This window comes from Deltaproteobacteria bacterium (genome assembly GCA_020848905.1).
GTDB lineage: Bacteria > Myxococcota_A > Polyangia.
Genome location: JADLHG010000070.1, coordinates 1 through 21990, shown reverse-complemented (window position 1 = coordinate 21990; position 21990 = coordinate 1). Strand labels below are relative to the sequence as shown.

At 71.1% G+C, this 21990-nt stretch carries 12 protein-coding genes; 7 read left to right on the top strand and 5 right to left on the bottom strand.

The features are described from left to right. Positions 1-72: 72 nt before the first annotated feature. The 6 genes from IT371_29500 to IT371_29475 all read left to right on the top strand — a co-directional run bounded on the left by IT371_29500 (position 73) and on the right by IT371_29475 (position 13052). On the top strand, positions 73-4143 hold the full coding sequence (locus IT371_29500) for a tetratricopeptide repeat protein (protein ID MCC6751825.1): 4071 nt from the start codon (positions 73-75) through the stop codon (positions 4141-4143). A gap of 140 nt (positions 4144-4283) precedes the next feature. Next, positions 4284-5261: a 1-acyl-sn-glycerol-3-phosphate acyltransferase gene (locus tag IT371_29495; protein MCC6751824.1), complete on the top strand. Its 978-nt coding sequence runs from the start codon at positions 4284-4286 to the stop codon at positions 5259-5261. Positions 5262-5485: 224 nt separating this feature from the next. Next, positions 5486-6541 carry a hypothetical protein gene (locus IT371_29490; GenBank protein MCC6751823.1) on the top strand — a complete coding sequence of 352 codons (1056 nt, stop codon included), beginning with the start codon at positions 5486-5488 and terminating at the stop codon, positions 6539-6541. Positions 6542-7180: 639 nt separating this feature from the next. Continuing rightward, positions 7181-8689: an efflux RND transporter periplasmic adaptor subunit gene (locus tag IT371_29485; GenBank protein ID MCC6751822.1), complete on the top strand. Its 1509-nt coding sequence runs from the start codon at positions 7181-7183 to the stop codon at positions 8687-8689. A gap of 14 nt (positions 8690-8703) precedes the next feature. Then, a complete protein-coding gene (locus tag IT371_29480) occupies positions 8704-11829 on the top strand; it encodes an efflux RND transporter permease subunit (GenBank protein ID MCC6751821.1) in 3126 nt (1041 codons plus the stop codon). Then, positions 11826-13052 carry a TolC family protein gene (locus IT371_29475; protein ID MCC6751820.1) on the top strand — a complete coding sequence of 409 codons (1227 nt, stop codon included), beginning with the start codon at positions 11826-11828 and terminating at the stop codon, positions 13050-13052. Before IT371_29480 ends, IT371_29475 begins: the two co-directional genes overlap by 4 nt. Here IT371_29475 and IT371_29470 read toward each other — a convergent pair. From IT371_29470 to IT371_29450, 5 genes are all read right to left on the bottom strand, one after another. Beyond that, entirely contained in the window at positions 13027-16116 is a 3090-nt protein-coding gene (locus IT371_29470) for a PQQ-binding-like beta-propeller repeat protein (protein ID MCC6751819.1), read from the bottom strand. The two genes, IT371_29475 and IT371_29470, sit on opposite strands and share 26 nt — an antisense overlap. Before the next feature lie 78 nt (positions 16117-16194). Then, positions 16195-16728, bottom strand: coding sequence for a hypothetical protein (locus IT371_29465; GenBank protein MCC6751818.1), 534 nt, complete (start codon positions 16726-16728; stop codon positions 16195-16197). A 197-nt stretch (positions 16729-16925) separates the two neighbouring features. Continuing rightward, positions 16926-18764: a hypothetical protein gene (locus IT371_29460; GenBank protein MCC6751817.1), complete on the bottom strand. Its 1839-nt coding sequence runs from the start codon at positions 18762-18764 to the stop codon at positions 16926-16928. A gap of 64 nt (positions 18765-18828) precedes the next feature. After that, a complete protein-coding gene (locus IT371_29455) occupies positions 18829-19851 on the bottom strand; it encodes a Gfo/Idh/MocA family oxidoreductase (GenBank protein MCC6751816.1) in 1023 nt (340 codons plus the stop codon). Continuing rightward, a complete protein-coding gene (locus tag IT371_29450; protein MCC6751815.1) occupies positions 19848-20432 on the bottom strand; it encodes an N-acetyltransferase in 585 nt (194 codons plus the stop codon). Before IT371_29450 ends, IT371_29455 begins: the two co-directional genes overlap by 4 nt. Positions 20433-20510: 78 nt before the next feature. On the opposite strand from IT371_29450, the gene IT371_29445 reads away from it, so the two are divergent. Further along, positions 20511-21990, top strand: a 1480-nt coding sequence (locus IT371_29445) for a hypothetical protein (GenBank protein ID MCC6751814.1), incomplete at its 3' end; no start/stop codon positions are given.

Here is a 21990-nt window from a genome sequence, read left to right as displayed (position 1 = left end):
CGAGTTTGCTCCGACGCTGTCCGCCAGGGTATAAACGGTTAGCAGGATTGAGCGGTGGCCGGATCCGATCCCATGGATAGCGCTGGCAAGGGCGCCTCGCAGCGCGCGCGGCAGATGCTGCGCGACAAGCGGTACACCGACGCACTGCAGGTGTGCACGGACGAGCTGGCGCGTGGCACCGACGACCCGCAGCTCCGGCTCGTGGCGGCGCACAGCTTGCTCGCGCAGGGGCGCCACGAAGGGGCGAAGAAGGAGGCCCAGCAGGTGCTGCGCCTCGACCCCGAGCAGCCCGAGGCCTACCGCATCCTGGCCGACGTGGCGTGCAGCCGGGGCGAGCTGGCCACGGCCTGCGAACACCTCGAGCGCGTGATCGACCTCGATCCCTCCGACGCGCGCAGTCGGGACCTGCTCGAGACCCTGTCGCGCCCGTCGGCGATGCCTCGACCGGGGCGCGAGCCGGCGCCGTCGGCAGCGGGAGGGCCGGCCATCCGCGCGGCCTCCCTCGACCGCTTCATCGACGACGCCGCGGCCGTGGTGCTGGACGCCGAGGACCTCGAGGAGCTCGTGGAGGGCGAGACCTCTGCCAGCGGGCAATTCGTCGATCCCTTCTCTGGCCAGTCCTACACCTTCGGCGGGGCCGAGCCCGGGCTCGAGACGAGCGGCTCCTTCGAGGTGACCGACTCGATGATGGAGGAGCTCCCGGGGCGCGGCGGCCAGAAGCCCCTGGTGGTGGAGCCGGCCCGCGAGGTGATCGTTCCGCGCGGCCTGCGCACCTTGAGCGACGACGAGGCGCGGCACGCCACGCTGGCCGTCGACCGCCCGGTCACGGGGCCACCGGAGTCGTCTCCCCCGACGAACGCCACGCTCGCCCTCTCGAGCGCGGCCTTCTCGCCGCGTCCCGAGCCCGCGCCTGCGTCGAAGCCCGAGGACGTCGGCGGGAGCTGGCAGGCGCAGATGACGCCCACGGACCTCGGAGCGGGGAGCGGCGCCAAGTACCAGGGGACCCTGCGGCTCGGCAGCCTCGACGATCTTCCGACGGAGGAGGACGCGCCGACGATGCCGCTGCTCCGGCCGAGCGCCTCTCCGGCACCGCAGCTCCGGCTCGATCCGCTCGCCGCGAAGCCCGTGAGTCACGAGCCCGTGCACAAGAGCCCGGCGCCGTCGGACCCGAAATCGAACTACACCCTCGCGCTGGGGAGCGGTCCCGGGGCCGACGAGTACACGCGCAAGCTCCCGCGCCCCGAGACGCGCGAGATCGGCTCGGGGTTCTCGTCGCCGCCTTCCGGGTTCGCGCCTCCGGCACCCCCTGCGCCGCCGGCACCTCCTGCGTCCTCCGCGAGCGCGCCACCGCCCGCCCCGAGGCCGGCGGGGCTCGCTGGGCGTGACCTGGACGCGTTCGAGGACTTCGGCGTCGAAGAGGCGAGCATCCCGCTCTCGCGTCCCGAGCCGCAGCCGATCCCGGCCGAGGTGATCGACCCGCTCAAGGCCCGCGCCGCGCGCGCCAGCTCCGGGATGCCGCCGGCGGCCAAGCGCGGCGATTCCACCGAGGAGCTCTCGGGCGGCGCAAACGACACGGGCACTTCGCACGAGGTGCTGGACATCTTCGGCGGGCGCGGCGATCCCTCCGAGCTCGACGCGGGCGAGAAGGGACGCAAGCGTCGTCCCACGCCCACCGGCACCGGCGAGACCTGGGACCCGATGGCCGAGTCGGGGAGCGAGGAGGAGGAACCGGAGGACGCCTACGAACGCCGCGCCTCCGGGCGCAAGGGGAGCTCGGCGCGCGCCTCCGGAGGCAAGACCGGGCGCCTGGTCCTCGTGAGCGTGCTCGGGGTGGCCCTCGCGGGGGGCGGCCTCGCCGGCTACCTCTGGTATCGCACGCACAAGTACCTCCAGGCCGAGTGGAAGGCCGTGCGCGTGGCGGTGCACAAGAGCACTCCCGAGGGGTACGCCGAGGTGAAGAAGGCGGCCGAGCGCATCCTCGCCCGGAAGAAGGCGGAGCCCAGCGCGCTGGCGGCGCTCGCCATGTGCGACGCGGCGCTCTCGATCGAGTTCGGCGAGGATCGCCTGGCGCAGGCCAAGGAGGCGCTCAAGCAGAGCGAGCGTCACGATTCGGAGTGGCGCACCGCGGCCACGGGGTATCTCTCTTTGATCGATGACCCGGTGGGGGCTGCGGGTTACCTGCGCAAGGGGGCCGAGGTCTTTCCCGAGAGCGCGCTGCTCCGCTACCTGCAGGGCCGTTCGCTCGCCGCTGCCGGCAGCGAGCCGCAGACGGCGGCCGACGCCTACCAGGGGGCGCTCAAGCTCGAGCCGGGCTACGTGGCCGCGCGCATCGGCCTGGCCGTCCTCATGGGGCGGGACGAGTCGGGCTACGCGACGGCATCGCAGGCCCTGACGGATATCCTGGCCAAGGACGCGGGCAACATCCAGGCGCTCATCGAGCGCGCGCGCCTCGCCGCCGTGCACGGCAAGGACCTGGACCAGGCCGCCGCCGACGCGCAGAAGGTGAGCTCGGAGTTCACGACCAAGGCTTCGAAGGGGCAGCTCGGCTGGGCGCAGCTCGTGCTGGGGATGGTGGCGCGGCGTCAGGGCAAGGTCGGAGAGATGTCTTCGGCGCTGGACGCGGCTACCAAGTCGCCGCCCTGTTGCGATTCCTCCTTCCGCTACGAGCTGGCCGGCGAGCTGATGGGGATCTTTCGCATGATCGACGCCCACGAGCAGATGAAGGCCGCGCTCGCGCTGAACGGCAAGCAGCCGGAGTACCTGCAGCGCATGGGCCGCCTGCTGATCGAGATGGAGAAGCCGGCCGAGGCGGCGAACTACCTGCAGAAGGCCCCGGCGCGGCTCCTCGAGACGCGGCTGCTGCTCGCGCGTGTGGCGTACGCGCAGCGCGAGTACGACAAGGCGGAGAGCCTCTTCAAGGCCATCCTGGCCGAGAAGAACGACCAGCTCGAGGCCAACGTGTATCAGGCGCTGAACCTGGCGCGCAAAGGCAAGAGCGCGGCCGCGGTGAAGGCGCTGCAGGAGCTGGTGAAGGCGAATCCGCACAGCTACGAGGCGCCGCTGGCCCTCGGGCAGGTGCACTACTGGGCGGGGGACTACAAGGCCGCCGACGTGGCGCTGAAGGCCTCGTGGCGCATCAACAGCCTCGACCCCAAGACCCCGGCGCTGCTCGGGCGAGTGGCGCTCGAGCAGCACGACTTCGCCTCGGCGGAGAAGCGGCTGGGCAAGGCGCTGGAGCGGCGGCCCGACTACACGCCTGCGCACGTGGGACTCGCGCTGCTGCAGCTCAAGCGGGGCCGGCTCGCGGACGCGCTCAAGCAGGCGGGCGAGATCCCCGCCGCGGATCAGGGGCGCGCGGACGTGCAGCTCCTGCAGGCGCGGCTCGCGGTGGCGGAGGGGAAGCTCGACCAGGCGGCCCAGTCGGTGAGCTCGGCCCACCAGGCGGGGGCCTCGACCGAGGAGATCGCGTGGGCCAAGGGCGAGGTGGCGCTGGCCGCGGGCAAGGGGGCCGACGCCGCGTCGCTGCTGGCGCAGGCGCGCAAGGGGTTTCCGAAGAGCAGCGATCTGCTCGTCTCGCTGGCGCGCGCGCAGCTCGCGGCCAAGAAGACCGACGACGCGTACGACACCTATCACCTCGCGCTGAAGGAGGACCCGGGCGACCCCGAGGCGCTCATCGGCTTGGCGCAGATCGCCGTCGCGGACGCCGAGTACGCCGAGGCGATCAAGCGCCTGACCACGGCGCTCGAAGAGATCAAGAAGCGCGGCTTTCCGAACAGCATGCGCGCCACCTGCTTCTCCACGCTCGGGCTGGCCTACCTGAAGAAGAAGGACACGGGGCGGGCGATCACGAACCTCCAGGACGCGATGGATCTGGACCCGCGGGCCGCCGAGCCGCAGTACCGCATGGGGCTGACCTACGACCAGCTCGACCGCCCGCAGCGCGCGGTCGGTTACTACCAGAAGGCGATCGAGGCTGACCCGGCGCTGGTGGACGCGCACTTCCGGCTGGGCAAGGCGCTCGCCAAGGCGGGGGACGCAGCGGGGGCGCAGAAGTCCCTGCAGACCTATCTGAGCAAGGCCCCCGCCGGGGCTCCCGAACGCGCCGAGGCGCAGAAGCTCCTCAAGTCGCTGCAGCCGGAATAGCCCGCCGACCCCTCGACGCGCCCCGCCACGCACCGCCTTTTCCCGTCGCCGCGCCGTGTCGAAACGCGGCGGGGCGATTTTGCCGCCGGGTCCCGCATGTGCGTCGACACGTGCGAAGCGGCCTGGCATAGTTCGCCGCCATGTTGGACCTCGAACGTCTCAAGCACACCAAGCTGAGCCGGACGCCGGTGGGGCAGCTCCTCGTGGCGAATCTCGTGCTCTCGGTCGACTATCGGTTCCCGCGGCGCACGACCATCGTGCTCGAAGGGACGGAGAACATCCCACGCGGGCGCGGCGTGTTCTTCGCGATGAACCACACGGACCGCTACAACTACTGGCCCTTCCAGTATCAGCTCTATCGCCAGGGCTTCGGCTTCACGGCCACCTGGGTCAAGGGCAAGTACTTCGAGCATCCCTTCAACGCGGGCTTCCTCTCGCGGATGAACAGCATCCCGCTCCCTTCGCGCGGCTACCTCATCACCACCGAGTTCCGCAAGGCGGTGGGGCGCGTCCCCGACGACGCCGAGTACCGCTGGCTGCGCGAGGCCGTCAACGGTCGTCCGTCGGAGAGCGGACCGTCGATCGACGAGATCCCCGACGGCGTGCGCCCGCTCCTCGAGCAACACGGCCCGGACGCCGCGGCGCTCGGGGCGTGGTTCAACGCGCTCTTTCGCACCATGATGACCGAGGTGGTGCGGCTCAATCGCCAGGCGCTCGAGGAGCTCGGGCTGCACATTCTCGTCTTCCCCGAGGGGACGCGCTCCAAGCGGCTCGGCCCCGGCTACACGGGCCTCGCGCAGATGACGCAGCACCTCGGCGCGACGATCCTCCCCGTGGGGTGCAACGGCTCCGATCGCATCTACCCCGGCAACTCCCCCTTCTCGAAGGGCGGGCGCGTGGTCTACCGCGTCGGCCGGCCGCTGCCCGTGGATGGCCCCGAGCTCGCGCCCTATCGCGTGCCGGAGCACGTCGTGCCGAGCACGGAGGACGCGGAGCAGTTCGAGGACCGCTACCGCGCCATCACCGACGTCGTGATGGCCCGCATCAGCGAGCTCCTCGACGAGGAGTACCGCGCCGGGGCCTCCACGGCCGTCAAGGGCGCGAAGCGCTTCGTCTGAGTTCGGCCGGGGGACCGCCCTCTACGAAATCCGGCGAGGGGGCCAGGTGGCGGCTAGGCCAGCTTCTGGCGCGCCGCGGCGCAGCTCCGAACCTGACAACAAATCTCAAGCATATCCGGCGCGAGTGCCCACGCCTGGTCGCAGCGTGACCACTGGCCCCCCGGTTGCAAACCATCCCTGTCGGCGTCGCCGTGCCAGAGGCGGGCGCCGAAGGAGCAGAACCCATGTCTCGCCATCCATGCACCGTTCGCCGCTTCGCGCTCCTCCTCGGAGCGCTCTTTGCGCTCGGCCCGCTCTCGGCCACGCACGCCCGCGCTGCCCGGGTCAGCGACGGGGAGTACGACTTCCTCGAGCAGCTCAACCCGGAGCAACAGCAGCAGATCCGAGGCTGGGGCCAGCCGGGGTGGCAGGGGATCAACCCGACCGCCGAGCAGATGGGCACCATCCTGGGCAAGGTCCGCGACGTGGCCCGCCAGATCGAGCAACTCGAGCTCGTGGGCAGCACCTTGCCCGCCGCGATGAAGCGAACCCCGTCCGTGGCGCTGAAGGTGATCGACGACTTCGTCGCTCAGGCGGGCCCACGGCTCGCCGTCACGGGCTTCCCCGAGTTCGGGATGATGACCAAGATGCGCTTTCGAGACGGCGAGCGCCGCCTCGAGATCTTGATGTTTCCGCGGGGCGGGTCGCTCGGCAGCTCGGGCCTCTTCGTCAAGGTCTACCGCTACGTGGACGGCAAGGAGATCGCGTCGCGCAACGTCGAGCTCACCGCGAGCCAAGGCCGCTACGGCAGCACGCAGGTCATCGACGAGGCCATGGTGGGGGCCCGCACGCGGAAGACGGTCTACTTCTACCAGCCGATGAGCGAGCGCCCGGGGGGTTGGGTCGGTCAAGAGCGCGTCGCGGGAGCCCGGGGACCGCGATTTGTGCTGATCACCCCCGACGGTGTGGAGCGGTCTGTCTCGCGCGCCGAGCACGCGCGCCTCTGGTCGCATGAGCGCATGCTGGCCTATCGCCTGCCGCTACGCCCGACGGACCCGGGCTTCAACTCAGGGCTGCGAACCGTGGTCGACCTGCCCAAGCACATCCTCAAGCAGGCCGGCGTGCAGCTGGTCTTCGACAAGCGCGGCCGCAGCTACGTTCGGCGCGCGGCGGGCTTCGACAAGGCGCTCCTCAAGGAGATGGGCGTGCAGTGGGTCGGCCGCGCGAAGGACGGCAGCCAGCGGGCCTACCTGCGCAAGCAGGGCCAGCCGGGCCAGCGTTACGCGCACTACTATCGGTAGCGAACCGCTCGCGCGCGTCGATCACGCCGCGCTGGTGGCCCTCCCGCCGTTCCCCCCTGCTTGACACTCTCGACGGTCACGTTACATTTGCACACGAATGGTAACGAAGCCGGCGCGACAGCGAGAGGAACAGCGCATCCCCCTTTGCAGAGAGCGCACCCAGCACGGCGAGGCCAGATGACGCGCCCCCGCGCGAGAGCAGCCCTGCTGAGATCGGTGGCCGTGGTCGCCTTCGCGCTCTTGGCCTCCGGCGTACCCACCATCTTCCTAGCCGCGACCGGTCCAGAGGTGGAGTGCGAGTCGGACTGCGAGGGGTCTCTCGCCGGGCGGGAGTGCCCTCCGAACTGCACCTCGGGCTCGTGCGCCAGGATCGTCCTCAGCGTCCTCTCCGCGCCCGTCGAGCCGCTGCGACCTGCTGCCGAGGTAGCTCGCGTGGTTTTCGAACCTCCCTCGCCCCTCCCCTTGGGCAGGACCCCGGGCGTCTTTCATCCTCCCAGGACCTGAGACCCGTCGACCTCGGGAGTGGTGCGTCTTGCCGACGGACAGGCGCGTGCTTGCGGCGGCGGGCTCTCCTTCGTCGAGTAACCGGTTCCTCTTCTTGGTCTGGTCGCGATGGCTCTCCGTCGCGATGGAGGTTACATGCGGACTCTAGCCGTGTTCGTGCTTCTGTTCCCGCTTCTGGGCGGTGCCGCCTCGTGCACGCGCAACGAGCCGGCCCCCGCTCGCGCGCAGGCCGTCTCGGACACGTGCGAGCACGGGGCCAAGAAGGCCCTCTGTGCCCGCTGCAATCCGAAGCTCGAGGCAGTGTTCAAGGCCAAGGGCGACTGGTGCGACGAGCACGGAGTGCCGGAGTCCCAGTGCCTGAAGTGCAACCCAAGCCTCACCTCCTCCAAGGCCGCCGAGCCCGCGCCGAGCGAGCCGTGGTGCAACGAGCATGGCGTGCCGGAGGCGAAGTGCACCAAGTGCAGGCCCGAGCTCATCGCCAAGTTCATCGAGGAAGGCGACTTCTGCCGGGAGCACGGGCTCCCCGAGTCGGTGTGCCCGGTCTGCCACCCGGAGCGGGTCAGGGCCGCCGGCCACGAGCTGCCCGTCTACCCGAAGCCCGGCACCGTGGTGAAGCTCTCGTCGCCCGAGAAGGGGCGGCTCGCCGGCATCGAGACGATCCGAGCCACCCCCCGGCCCCTCGCCACGGGAATCGATGTCGTCGGGCAGATCCAGTTCAACCAGAACCGCCACGCCAAGCTCTCCGCGCGGGGCGAGGCGCTGGTCCTGGAGGTGAAGGTCGACATCGGCGACGAGGTGAAGCGGGGCCAGGCCCTGGTCGTGCTCGCCTCGAGCGGCGTGGGCGAGCAGCAGTCGAAGCTCGCCGCTGCCCGCGCACGCCTCGACGCGGCCCGGGCGACGCTCGCGCGCGAACAGGCTCTGGTCGAGAGCGGTATCAGCTCGAGGAAGAGCGTCGACGCCGCTCGAACCGAGGTCGCCGCGGCGAAGGCCGAGCTCGACGCGGCCCGGGCGGCGCTGGGCGCGTCCGGCGCGGGGACTTCCGGTGCCGGAGGTCGTTACGTCCTCACCTCGCCGTTCGCGGGCACGGTGGTCAGCCGCGAGGCGGTCATGGGCAAGAGCGTCACGGGGGAGGTGCCGCTCGTCGCCGTGGCGGATCTGGCGAGCATGTGGGCGATCCTCGAGGTGCCGGAGGACGCTGCTGCCTCGGTGCGCCGCGGACAGAAGGTGACCCTACGGTTCGAGGGCCTCGGTGGAGCGCTCCGGGAAGGGACGATCGATCGCATCGGCGCTTCGGTCGATGCAAACACCCGCACCGTACGAGCTCGCGTCGATCTGCCGAACCAGGACCGCTCGTTGCGTGCCGGCCTCTTCGTGCGCGCCCGCATCGAGGTTACGGCGAGGCGCAAGGCGCTGCTCGTACCGCGTGACGCAGTTCAGCGCGCGGAAGGGCGGGCCCTCGTCTTCATCAAGACGGCCGCGTCGGAGTACAAGCCCGTCCAGGTCCACCTCGGAGCCCAGGCTGGCAGCGAGGTGGAGGTGCTCGCGGGGCTCTCCGCCGGGGCCGAGGTCGTGACCACCGGGGCGTTCCTGCTCAAGAGCGAGATCCTGAAGGACGCGATGGGCGCCGGCTGCGCCGACGATTAACCGGAGGAACGCCCTTGCTCACCAGGATCATCGACTGGGCCCTCCGACATCGCTGGGCGATCCTGGTCGCCTGGCTTGTCGTGGTCGCCGCCGGCCTGTTCGCCTTTCACGACCTGCCGATCGACGCCTTCCCCGACACGACGCCGACCCAGGTCCAGATCAACACCGTGGCGCCGGCGCTCGCGCCCCTCGAGGTGGAGCGGCAGATCACCGCGCCGCTCGAGCAGTCCCTCGGCGGCCTGCCTCGAGTCGAGGAGATCCGTTCCATCTCCAAGTTCGGTCTGTCGCAGATCACGATCCGCTTTCTCGACGGGACAGACCTCTGGTTCGCGCGACAGCAGGTGGCCGAGCGGATGAACCGGGTCGACCTGCCGGACTGGGTGGCGAAGCCGGCGCTCGGCTTGGTGTCCACCGGGCTCGGCGAGGTCTTCCACTACCTCGTCAAGGGCAAGGGCAAGAGCCTGGAGGAGCTGCGCACGCTGCACGACTGGGTGATCGCACCGCAGCTCCGCACGGTCGCTGGTGTCGCAGAGGTCAACGCGTGGGGCGGCAACGAGCGTCAGTGGCACGTGGTCGTCGACCCCAGGCGGCTGCAGAAGTACGGCCTCTCGCTCGGCGACGTCTACCAGGCGCTAGAGCGTAACAACGCCAACGTCGGCGGGGGCGTCCTCGAGCGGGGGGGCGCCTCGAGCCTGGTGCTCGGCATCGGGGCCCTCCGCACGCGAGAGGCGGTGGCGGGGGTGGTCCTTGCCGCGCACGATGGGGTCTCGGTGCGCATTCGCGACGTGGCCACGGTTGAGGTGGGCCACGAGATCCGACGCGCGGCGGTCACCGCCGACGGGCAGGGCGAGGTCGTGCTCGGGCTCGGCTTCATGCTGATCGGCGAGAACAGCCACGCAGTGACCACGGCGCTGGCCCAGCGCCTGCGCGAGGTGGCCAGGACGTTGCCCACCGGGGTCGAGGTGGCGCCGGTCTACCAGCGCACCGAGCTCGTCGACCTGGTCCTGCGCACGGTGCGAAACAACCTCCTCGAGGGTGCGTTGCTCGTCATCGCGCTGCTGTTCGTTTTTCTCGGCAACCTGCGCGCGGGGCTGATCGTGGCGGCGGCGATCCCGCTCTCGATGCTCTTCGCCTTCAACGCGATGAGCCGCTTCGGCATCGCGGGGACGCTGATGTCGCTCGGCGCCATCGACTTCGGCCTCGTCGTCGACAGCTCGGTCATCCTGGTGGAGAACGCCGAGCGACAGCTGGGACTCGACCCGGGACGCAGGAGCGTCCTCGAGGTGGTCCGTGATGCGGCCGTCGAGGTGCGCAAACCCACCCTCTTCGGCGAGCTCATCATCGCGCTCGTCTACCTGCCGATCCTGACGCTCGAAGGGGTCGAGGGGAAGCTCTTCCGGCCGATGGCCCTGACCGTCGTCTTCGCCCTGCTCGGGTCCGTCGTGCTGTCGATTACGCTCGCGCCAGCGCTCGCCTCCTTCGCGCTGCGCAAGGGTGGGTACGCCGAGCCGCGGCTGGTGCGGTGGCTCAAGCGGGTCTATAGCCCGGCGCTCGAGTGGACGATGGGCCGCCCGAAGGCCGTGATCGCCGCGGCGCTCGTGCTCCTCGTCGCGACGGCGCTCGCGGCTTCGCGCCTGGGCAGCGAGTTCATCCCGCGTCTCTCCGAGGGGACGATCGTCATCAACACGGTGCGCCTCGCCGACATCTCGCTCGGCGAGTCGGTGCGCATCGGCGAGAAGCTGGAAAGGATCGTCCTCGAGAAGTTCCCGAACGAGGTGGCGCGGGCCTGGACCCGCACCGGGACCCCGGAGGTGGCGACCGATCCGATGGGCGTCGAGGTCTCGGATTTGTTTCTCGCCCTCAGGCCCCGGGGCGAGTGGCGCCGGGCCCGTACGCAGGCGGAGCTCGTGCGGGAGCTCCAGGCAGAGCTCGAAGGTATTCCGGGGATGCGCCTGAGCTTCACCCAGCCCATCGAGATGCGTGTCAACGAGATGGTCGCCGGGGTTCGCACCGACGTGGGGATCAAGCTCTTCGGCGACGACCTCGAGGTGCTCAAGGCCAAGGCCAGAGAGATCGAGGCGGCCGTGCGCACGCTCCCTGGCGCCGCTGACGTCACCATCGAGCAGGTGACCGGCCAGCCGGTCCTGGAGGTGACCGTCGATCAGGACGCGATCGCTCGCCATGGCATTCCCGCGCGGAGCGTCCTGGACGTGGTCGAGGCCATGGGGGTACGCAGGGCCGGCGAGATCCGGGAGGGACAGCGCCGCTTCGACCTCGGCGTGCGTCTCGCGGAGGAGTACCGCGACGCGACGGCCGTGCGCGCGGTGCTCGTCGCGGGCCCGGCCGGCGAGCGGATCCCCCTGGGTCGGCTGACGAGCATCAAGGAGGTCTCAGGGCCGACGACCATCCAGCGTGAGTGGGGCAAGCGGAGGATCGTCGTGCAAGCCAACGTGCGTGGCGCTGATCTGGGCCGGTTCGTCGAGCTCGCGCGCCTGGCCATCGATGAGAAGGTCAAGCTCCCCTCCGGCTACTACGTGCGCTTCGGCGGCCAGTTCGAGCACCTCGCGCGAGCGAGAACCCGCCTCGCTATCGTGGTTCCGCTCGCGCTCGCGCTGGTCTTCTTCCTCCTTTACCTCTCGAGCCCACAGGTCATGGACAGCGTGCGGATCTTCAGCGGGGTCCCCTTCGCCCTGGTCGGAGGCGTGCTCGCCCTGCTCGTCCGGGGCCTTCCGTTCTCGGTGTCGGCGGCGGTCGGGTTCGTCGCCCTCTTTGGCGTCGCGGTGCTGAACGGGTTGGTCCTGGTGTCGCGGATCCGCCAGCTCCTCGATCGCGGGGTCGAGCTCGCCCAAGCGGTGCGGGAGGGGGCGCGCTCGCGCCTGCGTCCCGTGCTCATGACCGCCTCGGTGGCGTCGCTGGGCTTCTTGCCCATGGCGCTGGCGACCGGGCCGGGAGCCGAGGTGCAGCGGCCGCTGGCGACCGTGGTCATTGGAGGCGTGCTCTCGTCGACGCTCCTCACGCTGCTGGTGCTGCCGGTGCTCTTTACCGCCTTCGGCACCTCCGGCAGCGGCGGCCGGAGGGGGAAGAGCGAGCTGGCGCCGGACGACGCGGGCCTTGGCGCGGTGGAAGGAGACCCCTCATGACGCGTTTGCTTCGTCACGTCGCGCTCGCCAGTCTCTTTGCCTTGCCCGCAGTCGCCGGGCCGGTTCGGACCCTGACCGCGGATGGGGCCGTGCGGCTCGCCCTCGAGCGCAACCCGGAGCTGGCGTCGCTCAGCGCCGAGGTGATCGCGGGTCAGGCGCGCCTTCGCGGCGCCAGCCTACTCCTTCAGGCCAACCCCGAGGTGGGGATCGCCGTCGGGGCCCGGCGATCGGCGCGCGGGGGCGAGCTCGAGGTCGATGCCGAGCTCAGCCAGCAGCTCGAGCTCTCCGGCCAGAGAGGCGCCCGGATCGGCCTAGCCCGCGCGGAGATCGGCGCCTCCAAGGCCCGCCTGGCAACGAGGAGGAACGAGCTCGCGGCCGAGGTGCGCGTCGCCTTCGCCCGCGCCCTGGCCGCCGCAGAGCTCCTGGGCCTTGCGAGGCAGGCGGTGGAGCTCGCCCGGCAGACGCTGAAGGCGGCGGAGAAGCGCTTCGAGGTTGGTGACGGCTCGAAGATCGAGGTCAACACGGCGCGAATCGAGGTCGGTCGCGCGTCCCGCGAGCTGAAGCTGGCGACCCAGCGCCTGGCGGTCGGCCACAAGGAGCTCCGGATGCTGCTCGCACTGGAGCCGACCGACGAGCTCCGCCTGCAGGGGGACTTGAAGACAGGGCTGTCGCCCACCGAGGACGTAGGAACGCTGGTCAGGAGCGCTGAGGGCGCGAGGGCCGATCTCGTTGCGGCGCGTCGCGGGGTCGAGGCCGCGGTAGCCGAAGGTCGGCTCTCGCGGAAGGAGTGGTTGCCGCGCCCGCGCCTCGGTGCCCGCTACCAGCGCGAGGAGGGCGCGGACGCGATCCTGGGCACGCTGTCTTTCGAGCTGCCGGTCTTCAACCGTAATCAAGCGAGCCGGGGAGCCGCAGGGGCGCGGCTCATCCAGGCGCAGCGAGCGCTCGAGGCCACGCTCCGACGCGTGCGCCAGGAGGTGCTCCTCGCTCATTCACGCCTCGTCGTGGCCCGCGAGGCTGCTCGCGCCTACGAGGGGGAGGTCGTGCAGGCCGCGCAGGAGAACCTCTCGCTGCTCGCAACCGCCTACCGCGCGGGAAAGATCGGCCTCTTCGAACTCATCCTGATCCGGAGGGATGCGCTCGAGGCGCGGCGCGGCCACATCGAGTCTGTAGAGGAGGTTCGCGTCGCGGAAGCGGAGATCAGGCGCGCCGTCGGCGCCGAATGAGGGCTGCCAGGAATCGACGCCTGCTCGAGGCGAGCAGCAAGATCCCGATCCCGAGCCCGCCCTCGATCGACAGCGACCCCGCTCCCACCGCGCAGCCGCCGGCGGCCTGCGCGCGATCGCTCTCCGCGCCGCCGCTCGAGCCCGACCCCGTCGCGCCACCGTTCGCGCCACCGTTCGCCCCGCCGCTCGCGCCGCCGTCGCCGTGGCCGCCCTGGCCTCCCGCGCCGCCCCCGGGACCGCCCGCGAGCCCGCCGTCTCCCGAGCCGCCGCCACCCGGGGCGCCGCCTCCGTCGGGGAGCGGTGGCTTCGGCGCGCTGCCGTCGTCGGAGGCCTCGATCGCGAGGGTCAGGTTCTGCAGGTAGAAGAGGTCTCCGCGGGCGAAGGCCGGCACGTCGAGGACCTTGTAGAGCGCTTGCCGGCTCTGCTTGAGCAGCAGCGCGCGCGCCTGGAAGAGCGCGGGCACGTCGTAGAGCGGCTGCATCACGCCCTCACCCTTGGTGGCCTCGTAGCGCGAGACGAACCAGTAGGGCGCGAGGTACTCGTACTCGGCCAGAGCGACCCGGGCGGCGGGAACCTCGCGCGCCAGATGTTCGGCGAGGCGCGGCGTGAGATAGAGGAAGTTGCGCGCCACGTCCAGGTGCTTGCGGTGGTAGTTGAAGTAGTTCTCCGCCGGCCGGATCCAGTAGGTGTCCTTGCTGAAGAGCGTCTTGCGCAGGGCGAGCAGGCGGTCGAGCTCCGCCTGCACGCGGGTGCGGAGCGCGGCGTCGGTGGTCTGCATCCCGGCGCGCTGCTGGAGCTCGAGGAAGCCCACGTAGCCGCCGATCCAGGCGTTGTGTTCGTAGGGGCGCTGCTTGAACCAGTCGTCGGTGGCCAGGTTCGAGACCGGCACCTGGAGCTTGCCCTTGGCGAGGGCGTAGAGCTTGGCCACGTCCGTCCCCGGGACGCGCTCCGCCACCTTCGCCAGCGCGTAGAAGTTGAAGGGCGGGTAGCTCCAGCTGAAGCCGGGGCTCGCGGCCTTGGCCGGGTAGCTCGCGAAGAGCGGCGCGATGTCGGGCGGCACCTCGCTGTCCTCGCGCGCGGCGCCGGTGGCCCAGCCGATGGTGGCGTGCATCGCGGGGTCGAAGAAGGTCTTCACCTGATTTTCGAGGTAGGCCTTCACGCGCCCCTGCAGCTCGGCCGGCAGGTGGGGATACGCGAGGGCCAGGCTGTAGAGCGTGTCGCCCGGGTTCTCGAAGTACGCGTCGAGGGGGCCCGCGTTCACGAACTGCGAGGTATTGTAGTAGCCGGGGCGCAGGTGCCCCGCGTCGACGAGCTTTCGCACCTCGCTCGCCAGCCGCGCCTTGAGCTCGTCTGCGCTCGGCGCGCTCACCGCGTCCGTCGCCGCGACGATGGGGAGCAGCGGATGCGCCGTGCCCGCCCCCGTCGGCGAGAAGGCGATGAGCGCGTTGCTCCGGTGGATGAAGACGCGCCCGCCGTACGGGACGGCGGGGTTCTGATCGCCGTGGTTGTGGTAGATGCCGTTCGGGCTGCTCGTGGTCCCCTTGTACCAGCCCTGAAGACGCGGCCACCCGGGCAGGATGGTCCACATGCTGTCGTAGCCGGGGGCGAGCTTGGAGAGGTCGTAGCTGTAGGCCTGCCCCTGCGCCTGCCCCGGATTCAGCCCGGGCGTGGTCTTGAACCAGTCGAGCACCCGGTCGCAGCAGATGCTGCGGTAGATCGTGCTTCCGGCTCCGGAGAGCGCTTGTGGTTCGGCGAGCGCGCCGAAGCCGCCGCCCCCCTGCGCCGAGCCGCCGGCGTAGGCCAGTAGCCCCGGGTCGGCGGGGTTCCAGGCGTAGACCCGCCCCTTCGCGTCCCCGCAGCAGCGCCACGCGCCGTTGAAGTAGAGGTTGCCGTTCGGCGCCACGATGGGCGGGTAGTAGTTGCCCGAGCCCGTGCCCCAGAAGGTGGCGGGGAGGTACTCGGGGTTGCCGTCACCGTCGGAGTCGTAGGTGTACTCGACGCCCGTGCTCTTGTTCAGCGCGACCACGACGCGGCGCCAGGGCTTCCCCTTGCGCGGGTCGGTGGCCGTGGGTCGCTTCTCGAGGTACTCGGTGACGCGGCTTGCGCGCAGCGTGGTGCGGCCCTGCGCCCAGGCCGGGGGCGTGACCTCCGTGCCGACCAGCGTCCCCTCGGTCATCTCGGGAAAGAGGTCCTGGAGCTGGAACCCGTCGAGGCTGTCCTTGCCCGGCTTGCCCGGCCGGTAGGCGAAGGCCGTCGAGAAGAGCACCAGGTTGCCGTAGACCACCGGCCAGAAGGACTGGAGCTGCAGCCCCGGGAGCTTGCTCGAGCGCCAGAGGAGCGTGCCGTCGCTGGCCCGGAGCGCGTAGGCGAACATGTTGTTGGAGGCGAAGTAGAGGGTCCCCGCGTCGTGGGCCGCCGAGAGCATGATCGGTCCGAGCGGCGCTTCCCCGGCGCGTGGGTACTGCCAGACGAGGCGCCCCGTCGCGGCGTCGAGCGCGTAGAAGTAGCCGTCGCGCGAGCCGGCGTAGACGCGGCCGTCCAGGACCAGCGGGTTCGTGTTGAAGCCGGCGCGGGCGCCGTCGAAGACCCAGCGCGCCTTGCCGGTCGTCGCGTCCACGGCGTGGAGCTTCTTGTCGTAGCCGCCGACGTACGCCACGCCCCCCGCCACCGTCGGGGAGTGGCCGAGCGGGAGCTCGGTGTCGTAGCGGAAGGCCAGCGCGCCCGTGGCGGCGTCGAAGGCGTAGAGCCCCTTCGACGTGGAAAGGTAGACCTTCCCCGCCGTGGCGATCACCTGCACCTTTTGATCGATATAGGCCTCGATGGGCCGGTACCAATCCACCTTCAGCGCGCCGCTCACCTCGTCGGTGGTCCAGCTCGTGCGCTGCGGCGTGCCGGCCACCGTGGGCCAGCCCGCGCTCGGCGGCGGCGTCTGCGCCCCGGCGCGTGCCACGAGGCCGAGCAGGCCGAGCAGGCCGAGCAGGCCGGACATCAGCGAAGGTGCGGGGCGAAAGGGGCGAAGGGCGAGAAGACGACGGACGCGGGCACGACGCGTGACGTGATGCATGGCCTCCCTCTAGGTGGTCAGCGATGGGCTTGACCACCTAGTGGGGCGAGGTCCTCCGAGCGATCACCTCTTCGACGGCTACAGGCGGCTCAAGGTCTCGGGGCGGGGAGAGGGGCCGAGGAGGCGCTCCACCTGGCGGTCGGCCTGCCAGTCGGGGTCGGCCTCGAGGCCCTGTCGGGGATGGCCGGCGATGGCCTCGGCGGTGAGCTGCACTTCCCAGAGCGCGGCCGAGATCAGCTCGGCCACGGTGCGCACCATGCGCAGCACGGCGATGCGGCCGTGGCTCGCGCGCCAGGCGTAGTCGGCGGCCGTGAAGAGGGCGTCCTTCAGCACCTCGTCGGAGGTGACGGGAGGGTGCCCCGCGCGCGGGCCCTCCGTCGGACGCCACCCGTGGCGACGCGCGAGGCGGTAGAGAGCCTGGCGGTGCTCGCCGACCAGGCGCTGCTGCTCGTGCGGGCTCAGGGCCCGCAGGTTGAAGAGGGGCGAGTTGAGGTGCTGCATCTGCTCGGCCAGGCCTTCGGTGGCGCCGGCGGCGCTCGCTTCGCGCGGCGCGCCGAGGAGGCCGAGCGAGGCCAGCAGCAGGAGTCCCAGGTGAGCGCGTGATCGTGGCATCGGTAGCTCCGGTCGGGACTGACCTAGAGCAATGCGCGTGCCGGCCCCGACCGTTGGAGAGGCCCCACGATCTCGACGAGTTGCCGCGGGCGCCGACGACGGCCCGAGGAGCCGAGCCTGGCCACTGCCGCCGCTCGCGCTGGGGTCAGCGGTCCCTAGTCCCGCAGGAGCCCGCCTCGGCGCGGCCCACCGGGCCCTCAGTTGCGATCGGGCGGCGTGATGCTCGTGCCGAAGGAGCTGAGAAAGCGCACGGCCTGCGCGCGCGCGGCGGGAATGCGCCAGAAGGCGCCGTGGGCTTCGGTGCCCGGGGTGAGGCCCCATTCGGTCACGTCGTAGCGCCAGATGCCGATCACCCCCTCGGCGTTCTCCAGCGTGCGGTTGGCCGGGGCGCCGAGCGCGTCGGCGAGGAGGTCGCTCGCCTGCCGCGGCATGAGCTGATCTCCGAGCCAGTACTGCATGAGCAGGCGGCGGTGCGGGCGACCGTCGAGCGGCTGCCGGAGGACGTGCTGGGCTGCGGCCGACACGTCGCCGGCGTCGAGCACCCACTGCGCCAGCTCGAGGTAGCGCCGGATGAGTCCGCGGAAGCGTGGGTCGCCCGGGGACATGCCGAGCTGCACCGCCACGAACATGTCCAGGATCGACGAGGCGGCGGTGTGGAGCATCACGTCGCGCCAGGGGCCGCCGCAGGCCTCGACGTGCGCGGCCTCGAGCTCCGGGTCGAGGGCCGCGAGCATCGTGCCCATGATGCCGCCGTACGAGCCCCCCGACCACCGCACGCGCGTGCGCATGAGGAGCTGGCGCTCTCCGTCGACGAAGGAGCCGGCCGCCACGGTCAGCCGGAGCTGGTACAGGTCGGCGAGGGTCTGTCGGAAGCGGTCGCGCGTGCGCCGCAGGTCGGACGCGTCGAGGAAGGTGATCTCCGCCGGCGTGCCGTTCGAGCGACTGCCGTGGTCCACGCCGTCGATGGTCAGGTAGGCGAAGCCCGCTTCCGCCAGGTAGCGCGCGTAGAGCGGGAGCGTGGTGTCGATGCTGCCGCCGAAGCCGTGGATGCCCATCACCACGGGGAAGGGGCCGGACCCGGGCTGCGCACGTCGCGGCAGCGCGAGGCCGAAGCGGAGCTCCACGTAGGGCGGCTCCTCGCCCCCGGTGACCCGCGCGGGGATGAAGTGTCCGCGTGCGTCGCGCAGCTCGGGGGCGCGGTAGGTGCCGTAGAGCACGCGGTCGACGGCGCGCACGTCCTCGAGGCCCTTCACCCGCGCCCCGGGAACGACCTCGGTGATCGTCACCTGCGGCGCGTGGGTCCGCGCGAGCGTGGCGAGCCGCTCCCGTAGCTGGCGCAGGCCGAAGGCGGTGTCCTGCACGCGAAAGGTGAAGGCCAGGCAGAGCTGCTCGCGCGCGAGGCCGCTCGCGGCGAGGAGCGGAGCGAGGCGTCGTCGCTCCTCGCGCAACGAGGGGTCGGCGAGCGGTTCGGTGCCGAGGAGCTCCTTCACCGTCTCGTCCGGCGTGCAGGAGAGCGCGCCGCCGGGCTGGCCCGCGAGGACCAGCACCGCGTAGCTCGCGCCGCTCGACCAGCTCCCCTGCGGACGGAGCTCGAGCGTCTGCCCCTCGAGGCGCGCCTCGACGGCCACCGCCGGACCGCCCCCGAGCGGCAGGACTCGCACCGCCGCGGCGAGAGACTCCTTCACGAGGCTTCCGCGGTACGGGATGCGCACCACCGCCGTGGCCCCCACGCCGTCGAGCTCGCCGAGCTCGGTCTCGAGGCGGGCGAAGAGCTCCCGCGTCTTGACTGGAGCTCCGGTGGTGAAGGCCAGCGCGCCCCGGGAGAGACGCCAGCGCCCCGTCGCGGGGTCGAGCTGCCGCGTGGCCGGATACGGATGATCCGCGTCGAGCGGATCCCGTGCGAGCGGAAAGGTGACGGTCGAAGGATCGTCCGGCGGGCGACCGGTTCGGTCGGGCGGCGGCTCGCAACCGAGGAGCGTCAGGGCCAGGAGGAGGAGGGAAGGACCACGACACGAAGCGAAGACCACGTGCTTCATGCGCGGCACTGTAGCGATGCGCGCGGGAGAAATCCAGCGATTGTTGGAGATGCCGCGGAGAGGTTCAGGAAAAGCGGACCGGCACGCCCCCGGCCTCGAGCGATTGCTGCGCCGCTTCCAGAAGGCGCACCACCTCGAGCCCCTCGTGGCCGGGCGAGCGCACGCTGGTACCGTCGGACACGGCTTGCAGGAAGTGGCGACACTCCGCGGTGAGCGGCTCGGTCATGGCCACGCGCGGGATGTGGATGTCGCCGTTGCGCAGCGAGAGGTAATCGCCGTACGAGTCGTACTCGGGGGGACGGTCGAAGCCCTTGTCGAAGAGGCGGAGCTTCTCCGTCGGATGCACGTCGTCGAAGACCACCATCTTGCGCGAGCCCACGACGGTGAGCCGCCGCTCCTTGTGGGGATCGAGCCAGCTCAGCTGGATCTGCGCCATGGTGTGGTCGCGGAAGGCCACGTTCACGAAGACCACGTCCTCGACGCCGGCGCGCAGGTAGGCCTGCCCGCGCGCCGAGATGCTCTCGGGCTCGGCGCCGAGGAGGTAGCGGATGATGCTGAGGTCGTGGGGGCCGAAGCTCCAGAGCGCGTTCTCGTCGCTCCGGATCTGCCCGAGGTTCACCCGCAGCGCGTAGAGGTAGTGAATCTTCCCGAGCTCGCCGCCCTGCACCATCGCGCGCAGTCGCTCGACGGCCGGATGGTAGAGCATCAGGTGCCCGACCATCAGGATGCGTTCGTACTCCTCGGAGGCGCGTACCAGCTCCTCCGCGTCGCGCACCGAGGTGGCCATCGGCTTCTCGACGAGCACGTGCTTGCCGGCGCGCAGCGCGGCCAGGCCGTGGCCGTGATGGTGCGCGGCGTTGGTGGCGATGACCACGGCCTGCACCGCGGGGTCCGAGAGCATCTGCGTGAAGTCGGCGGTGACCTGCGCCTCGGGGGCGACGGTCGCGGCGCGCTCGCGGGCCCGGGGGTCGAGGTCGCAGACCCACGAAAGGCGCGCCTCGGGCAGCCCGGACAGGTTGCGCACGTAGTTGCGCCCCCAGTATCCGGCACCCAGCACGGCCACGTTCACCGGTTCTTTGCCGCTCACGTCCGCTGCTCCGCTTCGAGGTGCCCCGAGACCAGGCGATAGCTCGCTCCGCAGGCCTCGCAGGCCAGAGTCGCGCCCGCCTCGGGAAGCCGCACGCCGCAGCGGCAGACCCAGCCGACCTGGCGCGCGGGGACTCCTACCGCCAGCGCGTGGGCCGGCAGATCGTGCGTCACGACAGCGCCAGCCCCGACCATCGCGTAGGGACCGATGGTGTGCCCGCAGAGGACGGTCGCGTTCGCGCCGAGGGTCGCGCCGCGGCCGACGCGCGTCGGGCGGTACTCGTTCTTACGTTCGATGAAGGCCCGCGGATCGATCACGTTCGTGAAGACCATCGACGGACCGCAGAAGACGTCGTCCTCGAGGAAGACGCCGTCGTAGATCGAGACGTTATTCTGGATCTTGACCCCGTTGCCGACGGTCGCGCCGCTGGCCACGAACACGTTCTGGCCGAGCACGCACCGCGCGCCGATGCGGGCGCCGGCCATGACGTGGCTGTAGTGCCAGACGCGCGTCTCCTCACCGATGACGGCGCCCGGGTCCACGGTGGCGGTGGGATGGATTCGTGGCGCCTCGCCCTGCATGCGCGCTACGATACGGCATCTCCGCGGTCCGCGGTAGACAGACGACGCTCGTCACGGAAAGAGGAAGGAGGAGCTTGCATGCGCGTTCGCATCGCGTGGCTCGGCGTGGCCCTCGCGCTCGCCCCGGGCTGCAAGGCGGCCGAGGAGGACTACGAGCACGGTAACGCGCAGTGCTCCGATCTCGTGGACAACGACGGAGACCGCCTGGTGGACTGCGCCGACCCGGGGTGCCGGGGGACGAGCGTCTGTCCGAGCCTCGGCGGCGACGGCGGCTCCTCGACCGACGCCCAGTCCGGGGACCCGCCCGTCGTGCCGCGACAGAAGGACCACTTCTTCACGGTGAACCCGCAGCGCGCGGTGGACTTCCTCGTCGTGGTGGACAACTCGAACACCATGGCCGAGGAGCAGTCGCTCCTGGCGAAGGCCTGGCCCCAGCTCGTGACCTCCATGGCGCTCCTGCCGGGAGGGCTTCCGTCGCTCCGCATCGGGGTCGTCTCGACGGACCTCGGGGCGGCGGACTACGGCCTGCCCACCTGCATGACCAAGGGAGGGGACGGGGGTCGGCTGCAGAGCAAGCCCCGGATCGCGGAGTGCACGCCGCCGTCGCTGCCGTGGATCGAGTACGCCGACGGCAAGACCAACGTGCCGAGCGCCGGCGACGCGGTGGCGCAGATCACCCAGGGCTTCTCGTGCATCGCGCAGCTCGGCACGGGCGGGTGCGGCTTCGAACACCAGCTCCAGGCCATGCGCCTGGCCCTCGATCCGCAAAAGGGGGTGAACCGCGGGTTCCTGCGCGCCGAGGCGCCGCTCGTGGTGCTGCTCGTCACCGACGAGGACGACTGCTCGGCGGCGAACACGACGCTCTTCGATCCGAGCCAGCACGGTCTCAGCGACCCGCTCGGCCCGCTCAACTCGTTTCGCTGCTTCGAGTTCGGCGTGACGTGCGACGTGAACGACCGCAACAAGCTCGGTCCGCGCAAGAACTGCGTCCCGTCGCAGGAGTACCTTTTCAAGGTGCAGGAGTACGTCAGCTTCCTCAAGGGCCTCAAGCCCGGCGGACAGGCCGCGCTCGTGGCCATCGCCGGCCCTCCGGAGCCGGTCGAGGTCATCAAGGAGGGCACGATGCCCGGGCTCGCCCCGAGCTGCGGCGCGAAGGGCACGTTGGTCAACGCGTCGCCGTCCGTTCGCCTCTGGTCCGTGGTGAGCGGGCTCGGCCAGGGTTCGTTCCTGGCGCCGATCTGCACGACCGACTTCGTGCCGATCATGGCGCGGGTGGGGCAGCTCGTGCGGGACAAGCTCGGTGCGGCCTGCCTTCAGGCGCTCAAGGACACCGACTCCGCCCCGGGCCCGCAGGTGAACTGCGTGGTCGAGGATGTGCGTCCGGGAGGTGGAGCGGCGAAGCTCGAGGCCTGCAAGGCGCTCGCGGGACCTTGCGACCCGTGCCCCTGCTGGAGGGTCATCTCGCGCAGCGAGTGCGGCAGCGGGACGGCGCTCGAGGTGGCGCGTTCGACCCCGGTCCCGCCGGGAACGCTGGTGCGCGCGCGCTGCGAGGGACTCT